Raw genomic sequence first — 9653 nt, 5'->3', positions numbered from 1 at the left:
CTCGGCGCAAAAAGTCTTCAAGATTAGCTATTTAATCTTCTACTTTTTGAATTTTTGAGCAACAGCTTGCCTGAGATTCAAAGGTGGCTACTTTTAGCTGCGCTCATTTTTTAGTCTAAACTACAGTAATTAATAGCGAGGTAAAAGATGACTCAACTAAATGTAACCGTAACCAATGACAGATTTCCCGAACTCATCGCCCGTGTCGAGGATACTGGAGAACGAATCGTCATAGAACAGGAAGGAAGGGCGATCGCTGCTATTATTACTTATGCTGACCTAAAGCGACTGGAAGCATTAGAAGCTGCCCTAATTCACAAAGCAAAACTAGAAGAATATCAATGGCTAAAAGCTGCGATCTGCAATCGGGCCTTTGATTCTATGAGAGACTCAGCGGAAGATATCTACACTTTAGCTGATGGCTTCCCATTCCACGACTCAGAATGGATTAAAACAGTAGCGATCGATCCTAACTTTGGTTCGATTCTCAACCCAGAAGAAGATATTTATACCATAGCTGACGGTAAACCATTCCATGACCAAGGGTAAGATTTTTCTAGTACCGTTTCCCTATGATGATTTATCGGCAAACAAGCTACGTCCAGCAGTTGGTTTGACTAACCCTTTGGGAGCGAGGCGTCATGTTATTATTGCTTATATTACAAGTCGCGTGCCAACAAATCTACTGGAAACAGATGTCGTATTAGATGCTTCTCATCCCGACTTTCTTGCTTCGGGGTTGCGCGTGCCATCTGCGATCAGGCTGCATCAATTGGTGACTGTTTCTACAGTGGTTGTTCAGCGTGAGTTGGGTGAATTGTCATTAGATACACAAGCTCAAATTGCTGAAAAGCTTTGCAATTTTCTAAGTCACTGATGGCAGATATGAGTAAGTCCTGAATTAGATACTTCTCGGAGACAACCGCTATGCAAGTCACAACCGCAGAAATAATTTATCCATCCAGCGACGGTCAACCAATGGCAGAAAGCACAATTCAATACGAATTAATTGTCAAAATCAAAGAAGGTTGCGAATCGCTGTTTAAGGATGACCCAAATGTCTTTGTAGCCGCCGATTTACTATGGTATCCTGTTGAGGGGAGAATAGATATTTCTCAAGCACCTGATACGATGGTGGTGTTTGGCAGGCCAAAGGGCGATCGCCCTTCCTACATACAACATCGAGAAGATAATATTTGCCCTCAAGTCGTCTTTGAGATTCGCTCCCACAACGACAGAAACACTAAAATGAATAAGAAACTTTCATTTTACCAGCGTCATGGAGTTGAGGAGTATTATCTTTACGATCCAGAAAGAAATGAGTTGGAAGGTTGGCAAAGAATTGAGGGAGATTTAGAAGTTATTGAGCCGATGGAGGGATGGATTAGTCCGAGATTAGGTGTGAGATTTGAGTTGGGAGAAGATGGGTTAGAAATTTATAAACCGAATGGAGAAAAGTTTCTTTCCTATGGGGAATTAGAAGCAGAGAGGTTATTGGATCGTCAGCGCTTACAACAAGAGTCTCAAAGGGCTGAACAAGAGTCTCAAAGGGCCCAACAAGAAGCTCAAAGAGCTGAACAAGAGTCTCAAAGAGCCGAACAAGCAAATCAAAGGGCCGAACAAGCAGAGCAAATTGCTCAGCGTTTAGCTGCCAAACTGCGTGAATTAAACATCGATCCAGATAGCATTTAACTCCGAATAAATGCTCAAAAACCCGGTTTGTTTGAAAAATCGGGTTTCTGCCGATCGCAGTCATTTATGCTTTTAACATACAGTCAACTGTCAATTAAGAGAAGAGGGCGGGCACGGGGGCACCGCCCCTACTGTCCCAGGTCAACTGTCAACTGCCGATCGCCCTTTCCACTCTTCTACGCAATTCCCGAACAATTTTAGTAAAAATCCATACATCCAAATCAACACCGCCGACAAAATTACTTAGAATTCAACGATAAAAAATTGCAAAAGTTCTCCAATTTAGGTAAGATTGTCAACAATAACAAAATTAAGGTACAATCGCCACCATTAGATGGCAGATGGCGAAAAACATCGCATATAAAAGAAAAAGCCACAATTTTACATACTGAGGTGAAAACCCTTGCAAAAATTAGCTAACAGAGAAAAAGCGATCGACTCTGAGGAAAAATCCATATCAGCCAACGCTCAAAACGCTCAAACATTGTACGATCGCGGCAACGCCCTAGAAGCAATGGGACGCTTGTCCGCAGCACTCGAATCTTGGTCTAAGGCGATCGAACTCGAACCAAAATTTCACGAAGCTTGGTACAACAAAGGCGTAGCCTTCAGAAAGTTGGGACAGCTACCCGAAGCGATCTCGGCTTACAACAAATCATTAAAAATTCAACCAAAAAATGCAGAGGCGTGGTACAATCGCGCGAACGTGTTGCGGAAGCTCAACAGACTCTCAGAAGCGATCGCTTCCTACGAACAGGCGATCGAACTCAAGCCAGACTATCACGAAGCTTGGACGAACCGCGGCAACACCCTCGTTAACTTAGAAAAATTCTCAGAAGCCCTCGCATCCTACGACAAGGCGATCGCCATTCAAGCAGACTACTCGGAAGCTTGGTACAACAAGGCATTTGCGCTGAAACACTCCGGGCAAAATGCAGCCGCGATCGCTTCCTACGACAAAGCGATCGAACTAAAACCAGACTTGCATCAAGCTTGGTACAACCGGGGCTTAGCCCTAGCCGACGAAAAACTCTACTCCGAAGCGGTTGCTTCCTACGACAAAACTCTGCAACTGCGCCCGAATTCCCCCGAAGTCTGGAACAAACGCGGCACGGCGCTCGCCCAAATGGGAAAATTTAAAGACGCGATCGCATCCTGGGACAAAGCAATCGAACTCAAGCCAGATGATAGCGAAACTTGGTACAACCGCGGCTTAGCTTTAGTCAACTTAAAACGCTTTAAAGAAGCAATCGCTTCCTGGGACAAAACCTTAGAGTTGCAGCCCAACAACATCGAAGCATTGTACAACCGCGCTGTCGCCCTCAAAAAAATCGAACGCTTTACCGAAGCGATCGCTTCCTACGATCGCATTATCGCCATCACACCCGACGATCCAAATCTTTACTATCAAAAAGCTTGCGTCTACGCCCTAGAAAAAGCAGCAGGCGATCGCAAAAACAGCCCCAAAGCTGTAGCAACCAGCATTCAGAAAGCGATCCAAAACTTATCAAAGGCGATCGAACTAAATCCGGAAAAATACCGAAAACTATGCCAGAATGACTCTAAATTGCGTACAATACGGGAAGAAGTGCGGTTTTTAGCTTGATTTCAGGGTAGCAATGATTGATGGATATCGATGCCGCACTGCAACCTTTGTAGGCAAAACAGCACCACAAACCCCAATCATGCAAACCCTAGACAAAACTCAAGCAAAATTCGCTCAACTCGCAGCGCATCTCAGCGAAGTTACCGACATCGAATCAGCCTCGTCACTGTTGCATTGGGATCAGGCGACTTATATGCCCGTTAAAGGTGCAACTGCTAGAGGGCGTCAGTTGGCAACTCTCAAACAAATATCCCACGAAAAATTTACCGATCCCAAAATTGGTGAACTCCTAGAAGACTTGCGTTTCTACGAACAAACCCTCCCCTATGACTCTACCCCAGCTAGCCTGATCCGCATCGCCCGCAGAGATTACGATCGTGCCGCCAGAGTCCCCGCCACCTTCATGTCCGCACTCTGCCGCCACCAAGCCGACTGCTACGAAGTTTGGGCTACAGCCAAAGCAGCCAACAACTTCGCAGCCGTCGAGCCATATCTCGAAAAAACCTTAGAATTAAGCAGGCAGTACGCCGACTTTTTCCCCGGATACGAACACATTGCCGATCCTTTGATCGATCGCAGCGACTACGGCATGAAAGTATCCCTGCTGCGCCCGCTGTTCGCCCAACTGCGTCAAGAATTAGTACCCGTAGTCGAAGCCATCACCTCACAACCTCCCGCTGACGACTCCTGCTTGCACCAAAACTTCTCCGAAGCTCAACAGCTAGAATTCACCCGCACAGTCGTACAACTCATGGGGTATGACTTCCAGCGCGGACGGCAGGACACCACCCTGCACCCCTTCATGACCAACTTCTCCATAGACGACGTGCGCATCACCACCCGCGTCTACAAAGATCACCTCGATCAAGCCCTCTTCAGCAGCATCCACGAAGCCGGACACGGCCTCTACGAACTCGGAAATTCCCCGGAATTTGAAGGTACACTACTCGCTGGTGGCATTTCCTCCGGCGTGCACGAAAGCCAGTCGCGGCTTTGGGAAAATCTAGTCGGGCGCAGCCGCGGTTTTTGGCAGTATTTTTACCCGCAATTGCAAAGCCTGTTTCCGCAGCAGTTGGGCGCGGTATCCACAGACGCATTTTACCGTGCCATTAACAAAGTCTCGCGATCGCTCGTCCGCACCGATGCTGACGAAGTAACCTACAACCTCCACGTCGCGATCCGCTTTGACCTAGAATTGGCAATGGTAGAAGGCAAATTAGCAGTGCGAGACCTCCCCGAAGCCTGGAACGATCGCTATAAAACAGACCTCGGCGTTGTCCCCGCTACCGACAGCGACGGCGCGATGCAGGATGTTCACTGGTATGTTGGGACGATCGGCGGAATGTTTCAAGGTTACACCCTCGGCAACTTGATGAGCGCTCAATTCTATGAAACTGCACTCAAAAACCATCCCGAAATCCCCGCACAAATAGAACAGGGAAACTTTAGCGTACTCCACGACTGGCTCAAACAAAACATCTACGACCACGGCCGCAAATACACTGCCGTCGAATTGATCGATCGCGTCACCGGTTCACCTTTAACTATCGATCCGTTTGTGCGCTACATTCGCCACAAATACGGAGAATTTTATGTCATTTGAGGGAGAGTAATTTCCGATTGCAGACTTTAAAATGAGATTAAAAAAAGTAGGCGCCTAAAAAAAGGGCGGTACTAATACAGTATCGCCCTTTTTTAGAGCGAAAATCAAAAATCTCAAAAAAGGGAGTATCTATGTCTGAACTCTTTGAGGCTGTTATTGGCAGCGACGAAAAAACCGACTTGCGGCAATTTGCCAGCGATTTGCGGGCTTTGGGAAACAAATATTTACTGCGAAACGATATAGTTAGCGCTTTTGCCGCCTACTGCACCAAATACGAAAAGCCCCAACAGTTTCATCAATCCTCTCATTTGAGCAAACTGATTTACTACGTTCAGGAAATTATTCTCGAACCAGGCAGTCTTTGCGTCCTGCTGCGACCCAAAATTGCGACAATGGAAATAGTGCGAGTTGGAGATGACTTGACACTGGAACCGATGACAGTGCAAGAATTGCTCGACGTGCGCGATCGCTTTGTCAACCACTTTCACCCCCAAGAAGGCGACATCCTCGAACTAGATTTCGGCCCTTTTTACGACTATTCCCCCTCCATTCGCGACCCCAAAAACATCGGCAAAGGAGTGCAATTCCTCAACCGCTACCTCTCCAGCAAACTGTTTCAAGACTCCAAACAGTGGCAGGAAACTCTATTTGATTTCTTGCGGATTCACCGCTACAACGGCGTACAATTACTAATTAACGATCGCATAAAATCTCAAGAACAACTTTCAGAACAAGTCAAAAAAGCCCTCACCTTTGTCAGCGAACTTTCTGAAGATGAACCCTACGAGAGATTTAAATTCGTCCTGCAAATGATGGGTTTGGATGCAGGTTGGGGAAATACCGCAGCCCGCGTGCAGGAAACTCTAGGAATTCTCGACGAATTAATTGATTCCCCCGATCCCCAAACCCTAGAAGCATTTATTTCTCGGATTCCGATGATTTTCAAAATCGTCCTAGTTTCTCCTCACGGCTGGTTCGGTCAAGAAGGAGTTTTGGGGCGTCCGGATACGGGCGGTCAAGTAGTTTACGTGCTCGATCAAGCGAAGAATTTAGAGAGACAACTGCAAGAAGACATTCATCTTGCCGGTCTCGATAGTTTAGGTGTAAAACCAAAAGTAATTATTCTCACCAGGTTAATTCCCAACAGTGATGGCACGCGCTGCAACGAACGTTTGGAAAAAGTTCACGGCACAGAAAATGCTTGGATTTTGCGGGTTCCCTTCCGGGAGTTCAATCCTAAATTGACTCAAAATTGGATTTCTAGGTTCGAGATTTGGCCTTATTTGGAAACTTACGCGATCGATGCTGAAAAAGAACTACTGGCAGAGTTTCAGGGCAAGCCAGATTTCATAATTGGCAACTATTCTGACGGCAATTTAGTGGCTTTTTTGCTGTCGCGAAAACTCAAAATTACTCAGTGCAATATTGCCCACGCCCTGGAAAAATCTAAATATTTGTTCAGCAATCTGTACTGGCAAGAATCTGAAGATAAATACCATTTTGCGCTGCAATTTACTGCCGATATCCTTGCCATGAATGCGGCTAATTGTATTGTCAGCAGCACCTATCAAGAGATTGTCGGCAAACCGGATAGTGTCGGGCAATACGAATCTTACAATTGTTTTACCATGCCGGATTTGTACCACGTCGTCAACGGCATTGAGCTGTTCAGCCCTAAATTTAACGTCGTGCCACCGGGAGTCAACGAAAGTGTATACTTTCCTTACACGCGCAACGAAGATAGGGTGCAGGGCGATCGCGATCGGCTCAACGAACTGCTGTTTACCCTAGAAGACCCGGAACAGGTGTTCGGAACACTCGACGACCCGCAAAAGCGCCCTCTGTTTTCGATGGCCAGGCTCGATCGCATTAAAAACCTGACAGGCTTAGCAGAATTGTTTGGCAAAAGCCAGGAATTGCAAGCAAAATGCAACTTAATTTTAGTAGCCGGCAAGCTGAGAGTCGAAGAAACCGAAGACTACGAAGAAGCCGAAGAAATTAAAAAACTTTACGCAATTATCGAGCAATACAAGCTGCACGGTAAAATTCGCTGGCTGGGAGTGCGGCTGTCCAAAAGCCTGTCCGGCGAAATCTACCGGGTAATCGCCGACGGCCAAGGTATATTTGTACAGCCAGCCTTATTTGAAGCTTTCGGCTTGACAATTCTCGAAGCAATGATTACCGGGATTCCGACTTTCGGGACGCAGTTTGGCGGTCCGCTGGAAATCATTCAAGATGGGGTAAATGGATTTTATATCAACCCGACCCACCACGAGGAAACCGCCCAAGAAATTCTCGATTTTTTATCGAAATGCGAACAGAATCCCAACTATTGGTACGAAATTTCAACGCGAGGAATTGACAGAGTTTACAGCACGTATACTTGGAAAATTCACACTACCAAGCTGCTGACTCTGGCCCGGACTTACGGTTTTTGGAATTACTCGTCCAAGGAAAACCGCGAAGATATGCTCCGCTACATAGAAGCGCTGTTTTATCTGATTTACAAGCCGAGAGCGAAGGCTTTACTGGAGGAGCACGCACAGCGATAAGTGGGGAGTTTTGGTTTGTAGGGGCCGGTTGAGACAAAAAAGTGTGCTTCCGAGCGATTAGGTATGTAGTTGCGCTTCAGCGCTCCGATCTATAAGAAAGAGCGCTAAAGCGCAACTACATACCTTGACTTCGGTTAGATGCTAAGAAACCGATTAGGTACGTTGTTGCGCTTTAGCGCTCTTCTAATAGATCGGAGCGCTGAAGCGCAACTACATACCTTGATTTCAGGTGGATCCTCAGAAACTGTTAGGACTTTCTTCCTTTCTTCTTCTATCCGTTACATCCTTTACTGGCATCTGCTGCCGAACTTCCTTTGTGTCGTTTGCCTCTTCGGGGTTAATCAAAAAATCACCTTCAAACCATCCGTTAAATCGGTTACAGAATCGGTGGCCGAACTTGCTTCGGCATTCTACTATATTTCTCAGAAAGCTATCCGGGTAATACAATGAGATTGAGAAACATAGAAAACAGGGAAACCTTGTCAAACCTCACCAACAGGATAAAACTTATGCGTGTAACTACTGTTACGATTTTCAGCGTGCTCGCTCTGCTCGCTCCAGGGCTGACTAAAAAGGCAAATGCAGCCTTCGAGTCTAAACCCTTTGTGCAGGAACAGTACCGCAGAGACTTTACAGCTCCCGCCGATCCGGGTGCGTCAGTACAGCCCGAGGCAACTACCCAAGGAGATATGTTTAACAAGCCTTTTTATGCAGGGGAGCAAAAGCCTGTGAGAAAGGAAAAAACTATCTCAGCAGGAGCAGACGGCCCAGAAGTTGCAGCCATACAGCAGCGGTTGCTGGTTCACGGTTTCGCGATCGGGACGATCGACGGTTCCTATGGTTCTCGCACCACATCTGCTGTCAGTGCCTTTCAGCAGTCTAAGCGGTTGAACTCCGACGGCATCGTGGACAAAGAAACTTGGACAGCTTTAGCCGCAGATCCGGCGCCAGCTTCTGAAAATTTGCAGGGCAATGCTACCACTCAGAACAGCGATCCAGTTGCCGGCAATCCTGCAACTGCTCTGACTAAAGGTGCTGCCGGTTCCAAGGTGAAGACGCTACAGGTGCGTTTGGAAATGCAGGGTTACGATCCGGGCCCCATCGACGGCATTTTTGGCGCTCGCACTGCTACGGCTGTGAGGAAATTTCAGGAGTATAAGGGTTTGACTGCTGACGGCGTGGTTGACGAAATCACCTGGAAGGCGATCGGGCAAAACTAAGTAATGAGTTAAAAATACGGAAAATTGCTGTGCCTATAACTCAATAAACCCGGCGTGCAAAAATGACCGGGTTTTTGGATGTTGACTAATCGCTATGTTGTGTGTTATAATGTTGAAATGTCAAAATGCGGATATGGCGAAATTGGCAGACGCGCCAGATTTAGGTTCTGGTTCCGAAAGGAGTGAAGGTTCAAGTCCTTTTATCCGCACTACACTCAATGCTTTGCACATAAAAGGTTTCAGGTTTGTTGCGCCCTTAAAACTTACGTTTTCCGCTCATCTTTCGCTCTTTTAGGTGCTGAGGATTTCCAAAACAGTCTCTATATCAGCCAAGTCAGCCCTCGACTTTTTACGTCGCGCTTTCAACTGGTTGAGCACATCGGCCGGCTCTGGAAATTCTGCGATGGTCGGAACAGATTTTTTATTTTCATGGCGATCGCTCTTGGCTTCCCTAAGTTCTTCCTTCAAATTCTGAACTTCCAAACCCAAGTCACCATTGCGCTCGTGTAACTGATTGAGTTCCTTGTCCCATTCCGCTAGCTGCTTGTTGGCCGCTTTCAATTCCTGCCTGAGAGATTCATCGCCCACATCTCTCAGGCACTCAATTTTCCCAGGCGTTCCTCAATGGCGGCCATCCGCTCCATCACGGGGTCAAGACTTGAACTTACAGTTTTGTCTACAATGTCTACAATATTTGTAGACGCGACGCTATCATTGCTTCGTGTAGACGAATCTGTAGACACTGTAGACGTGCCTGATATTTCTTTGAGAATGCGTTGCGCGGCTTGACTAACCGACTCACCGTCTAGGGCGTCGGTTCAGTATTAAGAGTTGACAAGAAAACAGATATATGGAATTACCCGGTCAATGAGTTAGACTCTACGCCCGGTTTAATTGGCAGAACCTTATCCATTCGAGCAATGACATGAAGATTATGGACAACAGCGACTCGCCGTAGATCGAAAAGATTTTTCCGCTGC

9 protein-coding genes and 1 tRNA gene are annotated in these 9653 nt (G+C 46.7%); 8 read left to right on the top strand and 2 right to left on the bottom strand.

Going from position 1 to position 9653, the window contains the following annotated elements; all coding sequences use genetic code 11:
* Positions 1-147 precede the first annotated feature (147 nt).
* The 8 genes from QZW82_RS31555 (at position 148) to QZW82_RS31520 (ending at position 8882) form a co-directional block, all read left to right on the top strand.
* A complete protein-coding gene (locus QZW82_RS31555; protein ID WP_293158152.1) occupies positions 148-549 on the top strand; it encodes a type II toxin-antitoxin system Phd/YefM family antitoxin in 402 nt (133 codons plus the stop codon).
* The gene (locus tag QZW82_RS31550; protein ID WP_293158149.1) at positions 536-877 is read left to right on the top strand and encodes a type II toxin-antitoxin system PemK/MazF family toxin; all 342 of its coding nucleotides are present in this window, start codon (positions 536-538) and stop codon (positions 875-877) included. The genes QZW82_RS31555 and QZW82_RS31550 overlap by 14 nt, the downstream gene beginning before the upstream one ends.
* 50 nt (positions 878-927) lie before the next feature.
* Positions 928-1692 (top strand): Uma2 family endonuclease, encoded by a 765-nt coding sequence (locus QZW82_RS31545; protein WP_293158146.1) that lies wholly within the window; start codon positions 928-930, stop codon positions 1690-1692.
* Between the two features lie 403 nt (positions 1693-2095).
* Positions 2096-3298 carry a tetratricopeptide repeat protein gene (locus tag QZW82_RS31540; RefSeq protein ID WP_293158143.1) on the top strand — a complete coding sequence of 401 codons (1203 nt, stop codon included), beginning with the start codon at positions 2096-2098 and terminating at the stop codon, positions 3296-3298.
* A gap of 79 nt (positions 3299-3377) precedes the next feature.
* Positions 3378-4901, top strand: a complete 1524-nt coding sequence (locus QZW82_RS31535) for a carboxypeptidase M32 (protein WP_293158155.1) — start codon at positions 3378-3380, stop codon at positions 4899-4901.
* 131 nt (positions 4902-5032) lie between these two features.
* Positions 5033-7453 (top strand): sucrose synthase, encoded by a 2421-nt coding sequence (locus QZW82_RS31530; protein ID WP_293158140.1) that lies wholly within the window; start codon positions 5033-5035, stop codon positions 7451-7453.
* Positions 7454-7962: 509 nt separating this feature from the next.
* Entirely contained in the window at positions 7963-8673 is a 711-nt protein-coding gene (locus QZW82_RS31525) for a peptidoglycan-binding protein (protein WP_293158137.1), read from the top strand.
* A gap of 127 nt (positions 8674-8800) precedes the next feature.
* A tRNA-Leu gene (locus tag QZW82_RS31520) sits at positions 8801-8882 on the top strand.
* An 82-nt stretch (positions 8883-8964) separates the two neighbouring features.
* On the opposite strand, the gene QZW82_RS31515 is transcribed toward QZW82_RS31520, so the two are convergent.
* The gene (locus tag QZW82_RS31515) at positions 8965-9261 is read right to left on the bottom strand and encodes a flagellar alpha dynein (RefSeq protein ID WP_293158134.1); all 297 of its coding nucleotides are present in this window, start codon (positions 9259-9261) and stop codon (positions 8965-8967) included.
* 5 nt (positions 9262-9266) lie between these two features.
* Positions 9267-9416 carry a hypothetical protein gene (locus QZW82_RS31510; RefSeq protein ID WP_293158132.1) on the bottom strand — a complete coding sequence of 50 codons (150 nt, stop codon included), beginning with the start codon at positions 9414-9416 and terminating at the stop codon, positions 9267-9269.
* Between the last annotated feature and the right edge of the window lie 237 nt (positions 9417-9653).

The sequence above is a fragment of the Microcoleus sp. bin48.metabat.b7b8b9.023 genome (assembly GCF_013299185.1).
Lineage (GTDB): Bacteria > Cyanobacteriota > Cyanobacteriia > Cyanobacteriales > Microcoleaceae > Microcoleus.
The sequence above is the reverse complement of the archived record's forward strand: the minus strand, read 5'-3'. Positions and strand labels throughout refer to the sequence as shown.

Excerpts from the sequence above, each read along its gene's own strand:
- QZW82_RS31555 (WP_293158152.1), top strand. The coding sequence starts at position 148 with ATGACTCAACTAAATGTAACCGTAACCAATGACAGATTTCCCGAACTC.
- QZW82_RS31550 (WP_293158149.1), top strand. The coding sequence starts at position 536 with ATGACCAAGGGTAAGATTTTTCTAGTACCGTTTCCCTATGATGATTTA.
- QZW82_RS31545 (WP_293158146.1), top strand. The coding sequence starts at position 928 with ATGCAAGTCACAACCGCAGAAATAATTTATCCATCCAGCGACGGTCAA.
- QZW82_RS31535 (WP_293158155.1), top strand. The coding sequence starts at position 3,378 with ATGCAAACCCTAGACAAAACTCAAGCAAAATTCGCTCAACTCGCAGCG.
- QZW82_RS31530 (WP_293158140.1), top strand. The coding sequence starts at position 5,033 with ATGTCTGAACTCTTTGAGGCTGTTATTGGCAGCGACGAAAAAACCGAC.
- QZW82_RS31525 (WP_293158137.1), top strand. The coding sequence starts at position 7,963 with ATGCGTGTAACTACTGTTACGATTTTCAGCGTGCTCGCTCTGCTCGCT.